Source organism: uncultured Caulobacter sp. (assembly GCF_937900395.1).
In the GTDB taxonomy this organism is placed as follows: Bacteria; Pseudomonadota; Alphaproteobacteria; order Caulobacterales; family Caulobacteraceae; genus Caulobacter.
In genome coordinates, this window is the sequence record NZ_CALCDX010000140.1 from 1 (window position 1) to 15,485 (window position 15,485).

16 protein-coding genes are annotated in these 15,485 nt (G+C 68.2%); 5 read left to right on the forward strand and 11 right to left on the reverse strand.

The window, feature by feature from the left end; all coding sequences use genetic code 11:
- Positions 1-739: helicase-related protein (locus Q0379_RS11400; protein ID WP_299008535.1), on the reverse strand; the 739-nt coding region annotated here is incomplete at its 3' end.
- Between the two features lie 87 nt (positions 740-826).
- Between Q0379_RS11400 and Q0379_RS11405 the strand changes: the two genes are divergently transcribed.
- Entirely contained in the window at positions 827-1,255 is a 429-nt protein-coding gene (locus Q0379_RS11405) for a GFA family protein (protein ID WP_299008538.1), read from the forward strand.
- 124 nt (positions 1,256-1,379) lie between these two features.
- Here the strand turns inward: Q0379_RS11405 and Q0379_RS11410 are convergent, their stop codons facing one another.
- Positions 1,380-1,742: a CZB domain-containing protein gene (locus Q0379_RS11410; RefSeq protein WP_299008543.1), complete on the reverse strand. Its 363-nt coding sequence runs from the start codon at positions 1,740-1,742 to the stop codon at positions 1,380-1,382.
- A 130-nt stretch (positions 1,743-1,872) separates the two neighbouring features.
- Positions 1,873-3,504 carry an amidohydrolase gene (locus tag Q0379_RS11415; protein ID WP_299008546.1) on the reverse strand — a complete coding sequence of 544 codons (1,632 nt, stop codon included), beginning with the start codon at positions 3,502-3,504 and terminating at the stop codon, positions 1,873-1,875.
- A 79-nt stretch (positions 3,505-3,583) separates the two neighbouring features.
- Here Q0379_RS11415 and Q0379_RS11420 point away from each other — a divergent pair, with 79 nt between their 5' ends.
- Positions 3,584-4,159: a methylated-DNA--[protein]-cysteine S-methyltransferase gene (locus Q0379_RS11420; protein ID WP_299008549.1), complete on the forward strand. Its 576-nt coding sequence runs from the start codon at positions 3,584-3,586 to the stop codon at positions 4,157-4,159.
- Positions 4,160-4,502: 343 nt separating this feature from the next.
- Here Q0379_RS11420 and Q0379_RS11425 read toward each other — a convergent pair whose 3' ends face one another.
- Positions 4,503-4,958 carry a DUF3617 family protein gene (locus tag Q0379_RS11425; protein WP_299008551.1) on the reverse strand — a complete coding sequence of 152 codons (456 nt, stop codon included), beginning with the start codon at positions 4,956-4,958 and terminating at the stop codon, positions 4,503-4,505.
- Positions 4,959-5,225: 267 nt separating this feature from the next.
- Between Q0379_RS11425 and rpmB the strand changes: the two genes are divergently transcribed.
- Positions 5,226-5,525 carry a 50S ribosomal protein L28 gene (rpmB, locus tag Q0379_RS11430; protein WP_066684724.1) on the forward strand — a complete coding sequence of 100 codons (300 nt, stop codon included), beginning with the start codon at positions 5,226-5,228 and terminating at the stop codon, positions 5,523-5,525.
- Between the two features lie 78 nt (positions 5,526-5,603).
- On the opposite strand, the gene mrdA is transcribed toward rpmB, so the two are convergent.
- The 5 genes from mrdA to cobT form a co-directional block, all read right to left on the reverse strand.
- On the reverse strand, positions 5,604-7,583 hold the full coding sequence (gene mrdA, locus Q0379_RS11435) for a penicillin-binding protein 2 (protein ID WP_299008559.1): 1,980 nt from the start codon (positions 7,581-7,583) through the stop codon (positions 5,604-5,606).
- A gap of 222 nt (positions 7,584-7,805) precedes the next feature.
- Positions 7,806-8,105 carry a hypothetical protein gene (locus tag Q0379_RS11440; protein ID WP_299008562.1) on the reverse strand — a complete coding sequence of 100 codons (300 nt, stop codon included), beginning with the start codon at positions 8,103-8,105 and terminating at the stop codon, positions 7,806-7,808.
- Between the two features lie 228 nt (positions 8,106-8,333).
- Positions 8,334-8,645 carry a hypothetical protein gene (locus tag Q0379_RS11445; RefSeq protein WP_066684718.1) on the reverse strand — a complete coding sequence of 104 codons (312 nt, stop codon included), beginning with the start codon at positions 8,643-8,645 and terminating at the stop codon, positions 8,334-8,336.
- A 230-nt stretch (positions 8,646-8,875) separates the two neighbouring features.
- Positions 8,876-9,946 carry an esterase-like activity of phytase family protein gene (locus Q0379_RS11450; RefSeq protein WP_299008569.1) on the reverse strand — a complete coding sequence of 357 codons (1,071 nt, stop codon included), beginning with the start codon at positions 9,944-9,946 and terminating at the stop codon, positions 8,876-8,878.
- A complete protein-coding gene (gene cobT / locus Q0379_RS11455; protein WP_299008572.1) occupies positions 9,943-11,871 on the reverse strand; it encodes a cobaltochelatase subunit CobT in 1,929 nt (642 codons plus the stop codon). The genes Q0379_RS11450 and cobT overlap by 4 nt, the downstream gene beginning before the upstream one ends.
- 107 nt (positions 11,872-11,978) lie before the next feature.
- Between cobT and Q0379_RS11460 the strand changes: the two genes are divergently transcribed.
- Positions 11,979-12,161 (forward strand): DUF1328 family protein, encoded by a 183-nt coding sequence (locus Q0379_RS11460; RefSeq protein ID WP_299008575.1) that lies wholly within the window; start codon positions 11,979-11,981, stop codon positions 12,159-12,161.
- 166 nt (positions 12,162-12,327) lie between these two features.
- On the opposite strand, the gene Q0379_RS11465 is transcribed toward Q0379_RS11460, so the two are convergent.
- Together Q0379_RS11465 and Q0379_RS11470 are read right to left on the reverse strand one after the other, a co-directional pair.
- A complete protein-coding gene (locus tag Q0379_RS11465) occupies positions 12,328-13,488 on the reverse strand; it encodes a DUF3089 domain-containing protein (RefSeq protein WP_299008583.1) in 1,161 nt (386 codons plus the stop codon).
- Positions 13,489-13,784: 296 nt separating this feature from the next.
- A complete protein-coding gene (locus Q0379_RS11470; protein ID WP_066684697.1) occupies positions 13,785-14,096 on the reverse strand; it encodes a hypothetical protein in 312 nt (103 codons plus the stop codon).
- Between the two features lie 1,082 nt (positions 14,097-15,178).
- On the opposite strand from Q0379_RS11470, the gene Q0379_RS11475 reads away from it, so the two are divergent.
- Positions 15,179-15,485 (forward strand): pirin family protein (locus Q0379_RS11475; protein ID WP_299008580.1); only part of this gene is annotated, 307 nt, incomplete at its 3' end.

Below are 15,485 nucleotides of genomic sequence, written 5' to 3' on the forward strand. Positions count from 1 at the left end.
TGCGCAGGCCCGCGAAGGCCACGTGGTCGACGTCCATGTTCAGGCCCATGCCGATCGCGTCGGTGGCGACCAGGAAATCGACCTCGCCGGACTGGTAGAGCGCCACCTGGGCGTTGCGGGTGCGGGGCGAGAGCGAGCCCATGACCACGGCCGCCCCGCCCCTCTGGCGACGGATCAGCTCGGCGATCGCATAGACCGCGTCGGTGGAGAAGGCGACGATCGCCGTCCGCCGGGGCAGGCGGGTCAGCTTCTTGGAACCGGCGTAGGAGAGGTTGGAGAACCGCTCGCGGCTGACGATCTCGGCGTCTGGCAGCAGGCGGCGGACCAGCGGGGCCATGGTCCCGGCGCCCAGGAACATGGTCTCGAACTTGCCCCGCGCGTGCAGCAGGCGGTGTGTGAAGATGTGGCCGCGCTCGGGATCGGCGCACAGCTGGATCTCGTCGACGGCCAGGAACTCGACCTCGCGCGCCAGCGGCATGGCCTCGACCGTGCAGACGAAATAGGCCGCGCGGGCGGGGACGATCTTCTCCTCGCCGGTGATCAGGGCGACGCTGGCCTTGCCGCGCAGCTTGACCACGCGGTCGTAGATCTCGCGGGCCAAAAGGCGCAGCGGCAGGCCGATCATGCCGGAGGCGTGGCCCAGCATCCGCTCGACGGCCAGGTGCGTCTTGCCGGTGTTGGTGGGCCCCAGGACCGCGGTCAGCTTCGAAGGGGCCAGGCCGGTTGAACGGTCGCTCATGACCCGAAAGTGGGGCGGGATTCGCGCCGGGGCAAGCGTGGCGGCGGGCGGCCGTTGGCGTTACGGTTTCCGCCGATGGAGGACGTCATGAGCGCATCGGACCTGAAAGCCTTCACGCCGCTGACGGGAGGCTGCCATTGCGGCGCGGTGCGTTACGTGATCGCCGCGCCGCCGCGCCGTCATTCGCTATGCTGCTGCGTGGACTGCCGGCGTAGCGCCGGCGCGCCGATGGTCGGATGGACGGCGACGCCCGAAAGCGCCCTGGCCATCACCGGCCAGACCATCAGCTACAACTCCTCCGGGGACATCGAGCGCGTCTTCTGCCCGCGCTGCGGGACGGGATTGTTCTATCGCAGCGCGTCGCTGTTTCCAGGCGAGGTCGATGTCAGCACCGGGACGCTCGATGATCCCAATGCGCTGCCGCCGACGGAGGTGATCCAGGTCGCCGACGCGCCCGCCTGGTGGGAGACGATCGGGTCGCTGCCTCGGCACGCGCGGTTTCCCGAGGAGGCATAGAGCGTGGCAGCCGAAAGTGTGAGCGGTTTCGGCGCCCGCCACGCTCTAAGTTATAGAGATAGAGCCTGTCCGTTTCTGATGTCTCCATCAGAAACGGACAGGCTCTAGGCGACCCGACGTCGACCTAGGCCGTGACCGTGTCCAGCGCCACGCGCAGGCGGCGGAAGGCGGTGTTCAGGCCCGACGTGGCCATCGACAGGCGATTGCCGTTGCGCAGTCGGCGATTGGCCTCGGCGTATTCGCCCCGATTGATCAGCTCGGCCACCTCGTGGGCGGCGTGGTGGAACTCGCGGTGGGCTTCCACGCAGTTCAGATAGGTGTGGTTGCCGGCCCAGCGCTGCTGGAGCGGGCCATGCAGCCATTGGCCGGTGTTGCATTGGCGGTCGGCGCGCAGCTTGGCGGCGTCGACCTGGCGCTTGTCGGCGACGGCGTCGACGAGCTCGTCATAGATCCGGGCGTGCGCGTGCGCTTCTTCGGTAAGGTCCATTTCTAAACCCTAGGGTTGGCTCACATCGGTCCGCACTTTTTGGAAAACTCTGGTTTCCAGCGCGTAACCGGGGATCCTTAATTCCCACGTCGGATGTGAACCTTTTCTCCGCGCCTGTGGATGAAGCGGTTCAGCGCGCGAACGCCACCTTTCCGTCCACGATGGTCAGCACCGGCTGGGCCGTCAGGATCGCCTTGGGCTCGATGGTCATCAGGTCCTGGTCGAAGGCCGTCAGGTCGGCTTTTTTCCCGGCTTCCAGCGTTCCGAGGTCCTTCTCGCGGAAGGCCGCGTAGGCCGGCGCCAGGGTCAGCATCCGCAGCGCCTCGGCGCGGGTGACGGCCTCCTCCAGATGCCAGTCGGCGTTGGCGAAACCGTCCAGCGAATGACGGTAAACGGCGGCGTAGAATTCGATGCGCGGATCGCCCACCTCGACGGGGGCGTCCGAGCCCGCCGCCACCACCACGCCAGCGTTCAGGAAGTCCTTCCAGCGATAGCCCTCGTGCAGGCGGTCCTTACCCAGGCGCGCCGGCGCGAAATAGAGGTCGCCGATCGCGTGGCTGGGCTGCATCGAGGCGATGACGCCCAGCTTGGCGAAACGCGGCAGGTCGGTGTCGGCGACGATCTGGGCGTGCTCGATACGCCAGCGGGCCTGGGTGTCGCCAGCCAGCGCCTCCTCGAACCAGTCCAGGGTCATGCGGTTGCCGCGGTCGCCGATGGCGTGCATGGCGACCTGGGCGTTCACGGCCTTGGCCTTCTTCATCAGCGACAAGCCCTTGTCGCGCGGGGTCAGCTGCAGGCCAAGGCCCTCGGCGTCGCTATAGGGTTCGAGCAAGGCCGCGCCGCGCGAGCCCAGGGCGCCGTCCATGTAGAGCTTGATCCCGCGTACGCGGATCAGGCCGGTCTTGTCCTCGAACGGGCCAAAGCTCAAGACGAGCCCCGCCGCGCTCGGGTCCATGTAGTTGTCCACCCGCAAGCCGAAGCGCCCTTCTCCGGCCAAGGCGGTGAGCAAGGCGTGGTCCTCGGTCTCCACGCTCATGTTGGCCAGCCCGGTCCAGCCGCGCGAGGCATAGAGCTGACCGGCCTTCTCCAGCGCCTCGCGCTTCAAGGTCAGGCTCGGCGGCGGGATCACATCCTTCACCAGGCTCTGGGCGTGGTCGATCAGCATGCCGTTGGGCTGGCCGTCAGGACCTTTCAGGATCTGGCCGCCGGCCGGGGCAGGCGTCGCGGCGTTGATCCCGGCCTTGGCGAGGGCGGCGGTGGAGGCGACGCTGGCGTGGCCGTCCGAGCGGCCCAGCACCACGATCCGTCCCGGCGCGGCGGCGTCGAGATCGGCCTTGTTGGGGAAGCGCTTCTCGGGCCAGTGGGTCTCGATCCAGCCGCGTCCGTAAATCGCGCCCTCGGGGTGGGCGGCGGCGTAGGCCTTCACGGCGGCGACCAGTTCGGCCACCGACTTCACCTGGTCGAGATTGAGCGTCAGTTCGCGCAGGCCGATGCCGGTCAGGTGAGCGTGGGCGTCGACGAAGCCCGGATAGGCGGCCGCCCCCTTCAGGTCGATGTCTCGAGCGCCTTTCGCCGCCTTGGCCTTGGCGGCGGCGAGGTCGCCCACGAACAGGATCCTGTCGTCGCGGATCAGCACCGCCTGGGCGGTCGGCGCGGCGTCGACGCCGGTATGGATCGGGCCGCCATGGATCAGGATGTCGCCGGCTCCCGCCGTCGAAAGCGACGTGAAAGCGAGCAGGGCGGCGAGAGCGAGGCGGCGCAAGGGCGATCTCCGGCGGCAAGTTTCGGAAATCGTAAGGGCGGTTCTTCGCCAGCGGCAACAGGCCTGCTATTTTTTCCACATGCCGACCCAGGGTTTCGCCCTTTTCGACACCAGTATCGGGCGCTGCGGCCTCGCTTGGGGGCCTAGCGGCCTGATCGGCTTGCAGTTGCCCGAGAGCACGCCCGGCGCGGCCTGGTCACGGCTGCGGCGGCGCTTCCCGGAGGCGGTGGAATCCGATCCCCCGCCCGAGGTCGAGGCGGTGATCGAGCGCATCCGCGATCTGTTGTCGGGCGGTCGCGACGACCTGACCGACGTGCCGCTGGACCTGCAGGGCCAGTCCGCCTTCAACCTGCGGGTCTACGAGATCGCCCGAGCCATCGCGCCGGGCGAGACCTCGACCTACGGCGAGGTCGCCAAGGCCATGGGCGAGCCGGGCGCCGCGCGGGCCGTGGGCAAGGCTCTGGGCGAGAACCCCTGGCCGATCGTCGTGCCCTGCCACCGGGTGTTGGCGGCGTCCGGAGGCATGGGCGGCTTTTCGGCCCCTGGCGGTTCGGTGACCAAGGCCCGGCTGCTGACGCTGGAGAAGGCCAAGACCGACCAGGCGCCGACGCTGTTCGACCTGGAGTTCTCGGTGGCGCCGCCGCGGGGCGGGTGAGGCTCATACGTTCCTAAGGTCACCGCCTTCCTCGCCCTTGTGGCGAGGACCCATGGCGCGGCTTAGTTCAGCCTATGGACCGATGATCCGTTCGTGTGGGCGTGCGCCCATCATACCTTATTGCGGGCTGAACGCCGGGCCCTAGGCGCAAGGCCTGGCGAAGGCGGGTGCGTTGGGGGAGGGGGCTCGCCACAGGGACCCTTAACGCCGGCTAACCCTTCGACGAACAGGGGCGAAACGAATCATGACCGAATCGGCGACGTTCACCGATTCAGTGTTTGTTCCCTACAATCTATTGTATCTCAATTCGCGTTAACCACAAACGGAAGCTTTGCCTTGGCGGCTACTTCGCCGCTTGTTCGGCCGGGCATTCGGCCGAGACGCGCTTGGCGGTCATCACCCCGGCCAGCGGAATGCCGTTGATGGTCTTCATGTGAATGTTCAGGGTGAAGCTCTCGGGCGTGTACGAGCCGTCGGCGGTGACGGGGGCCACGCGGTCCTTCTTGTCGGTCCAGGTGCCCTTCAGCTTGATCTTGCCGTTGGAGACGACGTTGGTCGTGTAGTCGCAGCGGTACTTGCGGGTGCAGATCCCGCGGGAGAACTGCTCGACGTCGGCGGGCTTCAGGCACTTGCTCTCGCTGCCAGCTGGGATCGGGCCGACCCGGTAGTCGTACTCCCAGTGCCCGGGGAGAATCGTCTTCGGCGCCGGGGCGGAGGCTTGGCGGGCCTGGCTGGACGCGGCCAGCGGCAGGGCGGCCGCCAGGGCGAGAACGGAAGCGGCGAGGGCGGTCGAACGCATACGACGGGTCTCCTTCATGCGGCCCCATATATAGAGAGCCAGATGAACCGTGCTTGAAGGCGATCATAGAGCGGCCCTTGGGGGCGGCGGGTTCCTTCGCGGGCGCGAAGAGGAAGGCCAGACCAGCCTTGACTCAAGGGGCGGCCTTCGCCTATATCGCCCGCTCTCGCGCGGCCAGCTCGTCCGGATCGCGTGCCCGAATTCATATCTTAGCGGGCCAGGCTCTTCTCAAGAGAGCGGGGCTTCGCCCAAGCCAAGGTAACCACCATGTCGCGCCGTTGCGAACTTACCGGTATCGGTCCGATGGTCGGCCACAATGTGAGCCACTCGAACATCAAGACCAAGCGCCGCTTCCTGCCGGCCCTGTCGCCCGCCACGCTCCAGTCGGAGTCGCTGGGCCAGAGCTTCAAGCTGCGCATCAGCAACGCGGCCCTGCGCACCCTGGACTTCAAGGGCGGCCTGGACGTGTTCCTGCTGGGCGCCAAGGACGAGCAGCTGTCGCCGCGCGCCCTGAAGATCAAGGCCCAGGTGAAGGCCAAGGCCAAGGCCGCCGCTCAGGCTGCCTAAGGCTGATCGGCCCTTCAAAGGCTGAAGAATTCGAAGACCCGCCGAGCGCAAGCTCGGCGGGTTTTTCGTTGTGGGCGGCTAGCCTGCCAACGCGGCGCTTTCCGTCGGGGCTGGCGTCGGCGCATCCGCCGCGTCGGCTGGCTCGAGCTCGGTCGCAGGAAGCGGCATCGGGCGTTCGATACGGGCGCGGATCTCGGGATCCTTCAACAGCGCCACGCGCATGACCTCGCGGGCCCGCGGCGCCGCCGCGCTGGAGCCGAACAGGCCGCCATGCTCGACCAGCACCGACATCGCGTAGCGCGGGTTGTCATAGGGCGCGAAGGCGATGAACAGGTTGTGGTCCTTCAGCCGCCAGGGCACGCCCTGATTGCTGCGCGACCCGGTCTGCGAATACTGCCGCACCTGGGCGGTGCCTGTCTTGCCCGCCATCAGCACATCGCCCAGCCCCAACTGGCTCTGCGCATAGGCGCCGCCGGTTGGGTCGTTGGCTACGGCGGCCATGCCGGCGCGCACGATGGCCAGATGCTCGGCGGGGAAGGGAAGGTCGGCCACGGCGTCGCCGTGCGGCTGGTCGACGCCGCCGATCGACTTAACGAGGCGCGGGTTCAGCGCCTGTTTGCCATTGGCCAGCCGCGCGCACATCACCGCCAACTGCAGGGCGTTGACGTTGATATAGCCCTGGCCGATCCCGTAGGGCACCGAGTCGCCGGGATGCCAGATCGGGTCGCGCTTGAAGGTCTTCTTCTTCCAGTCGCGGGAGCCGACTAGGCCCTTGCGCTGCCCCGGAATCCCGAGGTCGAAGGTCTGGCCGAAGCCTAGCGCCGTCGCCGTGAAGTGGATCGGATCGGGGCCGATCCGCAGGGCGGTCTGATAGAAATAGACGTCGCAGGAGTTCTTGATGGCGTCGTGCATGTTCTGCACGCCGTGGCCGCCCTTCTTGTGGCAGTGCCAGATGCGCCCGCCGAAGGCCCAGCCCCCCGTGCAGACGACGCGCTCGCTCGGATCGACGCCCGCGCTCAACGCCGCCAGCGCCACGGTTGGTTTGAACGTTGAGCCCGGCGGGTAGACGCCGGTCATGGTCTTGTCCAGCAGAGGCTTGCGCTCATACGAGGCCAGAGCCTTGTACTCTGGTCCCGAGAGTCCCTTGACCAGACGGTTGGCGTCGAAACTGGGGGCGGAGGCCATGCACAGCAGGTCGCCCGTCTGGCAGTCGACCATGACGATCGCGCCGCTTTCCTCGCCCATCACCTCCAGCGCGCGGTTCTGGATGTCGGCGTCCAGGGTGAGACGGATTTCCTTGCCGGGCGTCGCGGGGATGTCGCCCTCGGGATCCAGCCGCACGACCCGTCCTTGCGCATCGACCTCGGCCTTGGTGGCCCCGGCTAAGCCGCGCAGCTCTCGGTCGAAGGCCTTCTCCACGCCCTGCTTGCCGATCCGGAAGCCAGGATTGTGCAACAGGTTCTGGTCCTGCGTATTGTCGCCCTCGGCGGCTTTCAGATCGCGGTCGGAAGCCTTGGCGACGTAGCCGATCACGTGGGCGAAGGCGCCGCCGAACGGATAGACCCGCACCTCTCCCATGTCGGCGGTAACGTTGGGCAACTCCGGGGCGCGGATGTTGATGCGCGAGAACTCCTCCCAGGAGAGATCCTCCATCACCACGACCGGCGCCTTCCTGGGAGCGCGGGCCAGCTCCTTCAGCACGCGGGCGCGACGGGCCTCGTCGATCGGTGCCAGCTTCTGCAAGTCTTTGATGAGCGCATCCGCGTCCTGGTCCTTGTCATTGGTGACCAGCAACCGGAAGTTTGGCCGGTTGGATGCGAGCGAAACGCCGTTCCGGTCCAGAATCAGGCCGCGCGGCGGCGGCGCCAGGCGGTAGTTGAACTGATTGCCGGCCGAGAGCTTCTGGTAGCGCCGGGCTTCGATCAGCTGCAGCTGCGCCAGTCGACCGCCCAGAGCCAGCAAGCCGGCGCCCGTCAGGCCGCCAAGCAGGAACGTGCGCCGGTGGAAGACGCCTTGGCGCTTATTGACCTCTGAAAAGAAGATGGAGGGTTCGCTCATCCCGACTCAACCAGACCTTGTCGGGACAGCAGCATGCCGTCTGACGGCGTCAACGGGCTTTCGCGGCGAGGCGCGCCCATTTTTTAAGAGCCGGGAGCCGCGGGGCCCTCCCCCAAAACAAAACCCGCCGCGGCTTGGGCCGCGGCGGGTTTGTGACGCTTGGTACTGTTACGCGGGTACTCGGAACGCTGTACTGGTACGCGGTACTAAGCTTGTGGCGCCTTAGCGCGAGACAACCGCGCCCGAGGCCGGGTTGGCCGTGTTGTAGGCGCTGAGAGCCGGGTTGTTGATCTTCGCGACGGCGTCGTTGACCGAGGCGCGGATGCAGGCCGGGTACATGTAGCCGGCGAGGGCTTCGCCGCGGATGTCCTGCCAGCAGACGGTCGAGGCCGCCTTGACGATTTCAGCGCGGACTTCGGCGGCCGACTTGCCGGCGACCTTCACGCGCATTTCGGCGGCCGAGGCCGGAGCGGCGGCGGCCAGAGCGATGACCGTAGCGGCCAGAACGATGGAGCGGATCATGTCGATGTTCCGAAAGGGGGTTGTGCGCAACCACCTCCAGACGCGTTCCTCTGACGGTCGCCGAGGTCTTCCGCTCGTTGGATCCGTCCGTGCCGATATAGCGACGTTCTGTTGGGTGATCAACGATAATGTTGCGATGCACCCTAAATTGGGTCGGGCCCGTCGCAAGCCTGTCTTCGAGCGTGGAGCGGACCCGCGAGCACGTCCTCCCGCGGGTCCTTGATCGTCTTAGCGGATGGCGACGCGCATCGCGTAGACCGAGCGGCCCTGAGCCTTGTTGAAAGCGGCCAGCTCAGGGCTGTTGGTGCGAACCACGGCGTCGCGGGTGATCTCGCGGACGCAGTAAGGGGCCAGATCGCTGGCGGCGGGGTTGCCGGCGAGGTCTTCCTGGCACAGCTGCTTGGCGGCCTGGATGATTTCGGCGTGGACCTCGGCGGTCGGACGGCCGCGCACCTTGACGGTGATTTCGCCGGCGCTGGCCGAGGTGGCGGCGGTGGTGGCCATCAGGGCGCTGACGGCGATAATGAGCAGACGGATCATGTTGATAGTCCCGGAAAGGAGGTTGGGTTCAACCGCCTCCCGGCGCGTTCCTCTGACGGCCCGTGGGTTCTCGCCTCATCGACCGTCAAGCTAGGAATGACTGACAACGTTGTCCGCTGCAAGTGCGAAAACACCGATTCGCCGAAAAAATGTTAGCGGTACCATATCGTTGCCAACGAAACGAATTCAGTGACTTGGCTAATTCTCGTTAAGGTGTGCGCTGCGAAGAGCTACCGCTTGCGACCAGGCTTCCTCGGCGGCTTGGCTGGGGCGGGCGGCGGTGGCGGGGGCGGCGTCCAGTCGAAGGCCAGCAGCAGGGTGCGCTGCCTGGCGCTGACCGCGCCGTCATCCGAGATCACATAGATCCGGATCGCGCCCGACGGAGAGGACGAGAGAGCCAAGCCCTCGAAATTGTCGCGCGGCATGGCGCCGTCGATGTGCAGCGAGGCGGCGGTGCGTTGGCGCGCGGCCGGCAGGGTCGGGTCCGAGATGAAGCGGACGATCGATCGCCAGCCGCGGATCGGGTCATAGCCCCGATGCAGGGTGGCGACGGCGGTCCCCTGGAAGGGCGCGAAGGCGGTCAGGCCCCAGGTGAAGTCCGGTCCCGACTGCGGCGGCAGCGACTTGCAGTCGGCCGACAGGCGGCACAGCCACACCTCGCCCTCCTCGCCGCCGACCAGATAGGCGTCGGGGCCGGCGGCCGGATAGGCCGACAGGGCTTCCATGCCTTCGTTATCCGGGAGGATCGTGGAAGGCTTGGGGGCAAGGCGCGGCGTTCCCCAGCCGCCGTCGGCCTGCGCCGGGTACAGCCAGATGCGGTGATCGCCCTCGAAGCTGACCAGGCGGTCGCCATTGGGCATGACCGCCAGGCCCTCGGCGTCGGCGTTGCGCTTGCCCTGCAGCGGCTGGCCGTCGAGGCCTTTCAGCGGGAACAGCTTGCCGGCGGTGAGGCCAGCCAGGCGTCCGGCCGCGTCCAGCTGGATCTTGGCCTCGAAGACGTCGCCCTCGTCGCTGATCGCCGTCAGTACGTCGCCCGCGCCGATGCGCAGATCCGACAGGCCATGCAGGCGCGTGGTGTCGGAACTGGTCAGCACCAGGCCGCCGGCATAGGTGAAGCCGCCTTCCGCCGTGACCTTGGCGGGGTCGGCCGCGTCCATCGGAATGGGCGTGGCGACGACGGTGATCTCGGGGCCGGCCTTGACCGGCGCGGCGGGAATGATGGGCGGCGGCGCGGCGTGCTCGGCGCAGCCGGCGAGCACGCCGCCGGCCAGGGCCAAGCTCAGCGCCAGTCGAGCCCTCACGCCGGCGTCCTGGCCGGCTTGGCCGCCTGGGGCGTGACGACGGGCAGCGGCGCGAGCAGGCCGCGCGTCCGGGCGATCTGGCGCGGCTCTTCTTCGAACAGGGCCGCCAGCTGCTCGACCAGCACACCGCCCAGCTGCTCGACGTCGACGATGGTGACGGCGCGGCGGTAGTAGCGCGTGACGTCGTGGCCGATGCCGATGGCGATCAGCTCGACGGGGCTCTTGCCCTCGATCTCGGCAATGACCTGGCGCAAGTGGCGCTCCAGATAGTGACCCGAATTCACGCTCAGGGTGCTGTCGTCCACCGGCGCGCCGTCGGAGATCACCATCAGAATGCGGCGAGCTTCGGGCCGGCCGACCAGGCGCTGGTGCGCCCACATCAGGGCCTCGCCGTCGATGTTCTCCTTCAGGAGACCTTCGCGCATCATCAGGCCGAGGTTCTTGCGGGCGCGCCGCCAGGGGGCGTCGGCGGCCTTGTAGACGATGTGGCGCAGATCGTTCAGGCGGCCCGGCGCGGCCGGCTTGCCGGCCTTGATCCAGGCGTCGCGGCTGGAGCCGCCCTTCCAGGCGCGGGTCGTGAAGCCCAGCACCTCGGTCTTGACCCCGCAGCGCTCCAGGGTGCGGGCCAGGATGTCGGCGCAGATCGCCGCCACCATGATCGGCCGCCCCCGCATCGAGCCGGAATTGTCGATCAGCAGGGTCACGACCGTGTCGCGGAACTCCTGGTCCTCCTCCTGTTTGAAGGACAGCGGCGCGGTCGGGTCAATGATCACCCGCGTCAGGCGGGCGACGTCCAGCATCCCTTCCTCGAGATCGAAGGTCCAGGCGCGGTTCTGCTGGGCCAAGAGGCGGCGCTGCAGCTTGTTGGCCAGGCGCGAGACGACGCTGGAGAGCGCCGAGAGCTGCTGGTCGAGATAGGCCCGCAGCCGGGTCAGCTCCTCGGCGTCGCACAGGTCCTCGGCCTGGACGATCTCGTCGAACTCGGTCGTGAAGATCTTGTAGAGCGGCTCGCCGCCCTGGGCCTGGCCGGGATCGGGACGCGCGGGCTTGGCGCCGTCGCCCATGTCGGGCGCCTCGTCGGTCTCCTCGACCTCGCCGTCCTGGTCGGACTGGACCATCTCCTCGTCGCCGGCCTCGGACTCGCGGTCCGAAGACTCGCTCTCCTGCGGGGAGGAGCCTTCCGGCTGTTCGCCTTCGCCCTCGCCCTGCTCGTTGTCGTCGCCTTCGGTCGGGGAGTCGTCCTCGTCGCCGTCGTCCTCGTCGGCGCTGTCGGTGGCGTCGGCCATCTCTTCGCCCAGGTCGAGGTCGCGCAGAATGTCGCGGCTGACGCGGGCGAAGGCGGCCTGGTCGTCGATGGCGGCGGCGAGGCGGTCGAGGTCCTTGCCGGCCCGGGCCTCGATGTCGGCGCGCAGGATGTCGACCAGGGCCTTGGCGCCGTCCGGCGGGGCGTCGCCGGTCAGGCGCTCGCGGACCAGGAGGCCCAGGATCTCGGCCATGGGGGCGGACTGGGTGTCGGTGGCGACCGCGCGGGTCAGGCCCTGCTTTTCAAGGCGCGTTTCGAGGGCGGCGGTCAGGTTGGCGCGGACGCCGCCCAGGGCGTTGGCGCCGATCGCCTCCAGCCGCGCCTGCTCGATCGCCTCGAAGGCGGCCTGGCCGTCGGGCGAAGCCGGACGGGCGCGGGCGTGGGCGACCGGATCGTGGTGAGCCAGGCGTAGCGCCATCTGGTCGGCCAGGCCCCGGATGCGCGCGGCCTCCTTGCCCGACAGATCGCGCGGCGGATGCGGCAGGACGGCCCGGTTGCCGAGCAGCTGCGGGCCATCGCCCGAGAACACGACCTCCAGGTCAGGCGTCTCGGCGAGCGAACGGGCCGCGTGGGCCAGCGCGCGCTTGAAGGGTTCGGTCGGGCTTTCGGGCTTGGAGGCCATGGCGTCTGGGTTACCGGCGTCGGGCGGCGAAAACAAGGAACGGCGCGCGGTGAAGCCGCGTTGATTTTCCGAACGCGCCAAATCGGCGCTCACGGAGGGAAATCGTCATGCTCAAATGGGCCATCATCCTCGCCATCGTCGCCATCATCGCTGGCGCCCTGGGCTTCACCGGCGTGGCCGGCGCGGCGGCCGGCGTCGCCAAGATCCTGTTCTTCCTGTTCCTGGTCGGCTTCGTGATCCTGCTGCTGCTGGGGACCACGGTATTCAAGGCCGTCACGGGACCGAAGTAAGTCCGAGATAGTTCCTCCCTCGCGTTGCGGGGGAGGTGGCCCAGAGGGTCGGAGGGGGCGAACTCTGCCTGGACGGCGCTTGCCCCCTTAGTCGCTGAGTTTATCCTCGGGCGCGCGCTTCGCGCGACCCGGGGGCGACAGCTCCCCCGTATCACGGGGGAGCATCTTATTTGACCCCGTAAGCCGCCGCCTGCCGGTCGACCAGCGCCACCAGATCCCCCATCGCCAGGTTCACGTCGATCAGGTGCAGGCCCCAGTCCTTCAAGACAACGGGCCCCACCGCGATGTCGCCACCGATGTCGTCGGCGCGCGGGTCGGCGGGGTCGGCGTTGATCTTGATCGACAGATAGGTGAAGTCGCCGTCGCTGACGCAGCGGGCCGAGAGCAGGCCGGGCATCGAGACGAACGGCGTCGTCACCGTCAGCCCCTTGGCGAACGGCTTGGGCGCCTGGCCCTCGACGGCGCCGAAACCCTTGCTGCTGAGATAGGCGTGCAGCGGCGTGTCTTCAGTCGAGTCCTTGCCCGCCAGCAGGGCGGCCGGGTTCACGCACCCTGACCGATGGCCCTCGGCGTCGGTCTTGCCAAAGCGGCTGTTGGCCGGCGGCGGGCTGGTCGCGCGGAACGAGACGTAGGTGACGATGCAGCCAGCCTGGTCGGCCTTCGCGCACAGTGGGATCGAACCGTACTTGCCCGCCGCGTCGACCGGGGTGTTCATGCCGAGCACGAGCGCCGAGATCATCTGCTTCTGGGCCGGCTGGCCGTCGATCTCGCTCTTCAGCAGGTTCAGCAGGATGCGCGAGCCTTGGCTGTGGCCGATCAGGACGACGCCGCGACCCTTGTTCTCGTTGGCGAGATACCAGCGCCAGGCGTCGCGCACGTCGCCATAGGCCAGCTCGGCGTCGCCGGGGGAGCGCCCGCCCAGCATCGCCGCGCGCAGGGCCGCGAGCGTCACCTGGCGATACATCGGCGCGAACACCCGGCACTTGGAGGCGAAACGCGCCAGCTGCTGGTCGACGACGCGCTTCTCGGCCGGGTCGATGACCATGTCGCTGTTGCCGCCCGGGTCGGTCGAGACGGTGGGATAGACGTAGAAGCAGTCATAGGCCGGCGCCGCCGCGGCCTTGAAGGTCTCGACCGAGGTCTTGCCGTCGGCCTCGACGATGGTCGTCGTCTGGTCCGAGGCGCAGGCGTCCTGGCGGCCGGGCAGGCATAGCCAGCTGTCGGATTTGGCGTAGTCGTTTGGCGTGGTCGGCGCGGGCGCTGTCTGGGCGCAGGCCGACGCGCCCATCGTCAAGATCGCCGCCAAACCCATGGCGGCCAGTCTCATCCTGGTCATGCTCTTCCCCTAGCGCGGCGTTCGAACGCCCGTTTGGCGCGAAGGATGACCGGAAAGGCGCGGCCGCGCCAATAGGGGAAATGGGGGCAACTTCGAAGACAACACTTAAATCCGCCTTCCTGGGCCTTGTGCCCAGAACCCATCATTCCGTCGCTCTTCGGGCGATCGGCGACCTCGGCCCATCAGCCGCCGCTATCCTCAACATCACAGCCTGCCGCTGACATGGGTCCTGGGCACAAGGCCCAGGAAGGCGAGTTATTTGGCTCGGGGGGGAGAGCGTCAGGCCGTCAGAACAGCCAGCGACGCGGATACTTGTCGCCGAGGCGGCGCGCTTCGCCGGTCTTCAGGCCCAGGTCCCGCATCCGATAGGCGACGATCTCGTGCATCGCCTCGACCGGCTCGTGGCCGTCCACGGGGCTCGACGCGATCGCGCCCTCGGTCTGGGCCAGATCGGTGGCGGTCCATTCGGCCTGCGCCCGATCGGCCTTGCCGACGGCGAAGTAGTGGCGCACCGGCGCGCGCTCGCCCGGAACCTCGACCATCACGCCGATGACCCAGCCTTGAACGATCAGATCGGCGTCGGGACGCTGGCGGAACATGCCCTGGGACTTAGGGCGTTCCGGCTGAAACTGTAAGGGCCTTCAGCGCGATCAGCCGATCAGCTGAAACGCCGCCTGGCTCACCAAGCCCAGCACCAACCAGGCCGACAGGCCCAAGACAACGATACTCAGGGAAGTCCGCGGGGCGCGTTTGCGACGCGGGGCGGGATACTCACGCACGAATGACATCACAGCCTCCATGCCAGCAAGGCGGCATCCTAACGCCGAAGGCCGCGCTTGGATGCGTGCGTTCTCCCAGATCGAGAGAATTTCGGTGGATAGCCGGTGGATAGAAAGAGGGCGGAGCCTTTCGGCCCCGCCCTCATCCGTTTCAGCGGTGTGCTGAACTTCTAGATTAGAAGTCCATATCACCCATGCCGCCGGGCATGCCGCCCGGAGCGGCGCCGGCCGGGGCGACGGAGACCGCCGCGGCCGCCAACCCCGCGGCGAACATCGATCGCCACCCCGTCATCCCTCCACGCTATCCGGGGGATCGCCGAAATCGGGACCGAAGGTCCCTATTGGCCCACCCGATGCGTCATTAGCGTCGGCATCGAGCCGCGGGGGTACCGCGGTGGCGATCGGGGGTGAGGGCATGCTGCCACGGCTGGCACTGGCGACGGCCTTCGCCGTCGGGATCGCACAGGACATCGTGTTCAGTGGAACATGCGCGGATTCGCGGCCGACGTCCAGCAGCTTCCCGGTTTGGCAGGCAACCGCGACGTGGTCGCCGGTTCAGTAGGAGTTGACATCGTGCACACAATCCTGACCAAGGTTGCCCTCGGCACCGTCGCGGCCGTTGGGCTCTACCTCCCCAGCATCGTTGCGGTACTTCCGGATTCGTGTGTGGCGGGTACCGGCATTGCGGGCGCGGCACCATCGCCGTCCTGCGGCGGCGCGTGCGGGCGTCCTTTGCTGCCGAAACCGGCCGTCACGCACGGCCGCCCGCCTTACCGGAGAGCCATCCGCATGAGCCAGGAAGACATCACCGCGACCCCGAATCCCGCCGCAGCCGCAGGGTTTCGGTCAGGATCTCGAGAATCTGCACCGGCTCGGTCATCCGCCCGGGTGATGTCCAGCGCATGAGCGCCGGCACCGGGGTGTCGCACAGCGAGTTCAACGCGTCGCAGACCGACCCCGTGCACTTCCTGCAGATCTGGATCCTGCCGGAGCGGCGCGGGATCCGGCCGGGCTACGAGCAGAAGACGTTCGCCCGCGAGGAGCGCGAGGGGGCGCTGCGGCTGGTCGCGTCGCAGGACGGGCGCGCGGGCAGCCTGACGATCCACGCGGACGTGGCGGTCCACGCGGGGCTGCTCGGCACGGGGCAGCAGGCGAGCCTGCCGCTGGCCCGCGGGCGGCACGCGTACGTGCACGTCGCCCGCGGCCGGG